This is a genomic window from Paraburkholderia sp. BR10937, from assembly GCF_040965695.1.
GTDB lineage: Bacteria > Pseudomonadota > Gammaproteobacteria > Burkholderiales > Burkholderiaceae > Paraburkholderia.
On record NZ_JBFRCL010000268.1, the window covers coordinates 1 to 241 of the forward strand.

The window sequence follows — 241 nt, forward strand, 5'->3', positions numbered from 1 at the left end:
CCACTTCTTCACGATGGGTGCGGGCGCCGACGTCAACGCGTTCTTCGGTATCGCGACGATGATCATCGCCATTCCCACCGGCGTGAAGATCTTCAACTGGCTGTTCACGATGTATCGCGGCCGTGTGGCACATCACGTGGCTGGCGGTGCTCGGGTTCATTGGCGTCGTGCTGACGGTGATCCTCAAGAGCTTCGGCAACAACGACGGTTATTACATTCCGGCCGCGAAGGTCCGCGAGAT

The 241-nt window shown here is 59.3% G+C and carries 1 pseudogene; it reads left to right on the forward strand.

Annotation, left to right across the window (positions count from 1 at the left end):
• Nucleotides 1–127, forward strand: a pseudogene (locus AB4Y44_RS42930) (cbb3-type cytochrome c oxidase subunit I); the annotation flags it as partial.
• Nucleotides 128–241 lie beyond the last annotated feature (114 nt).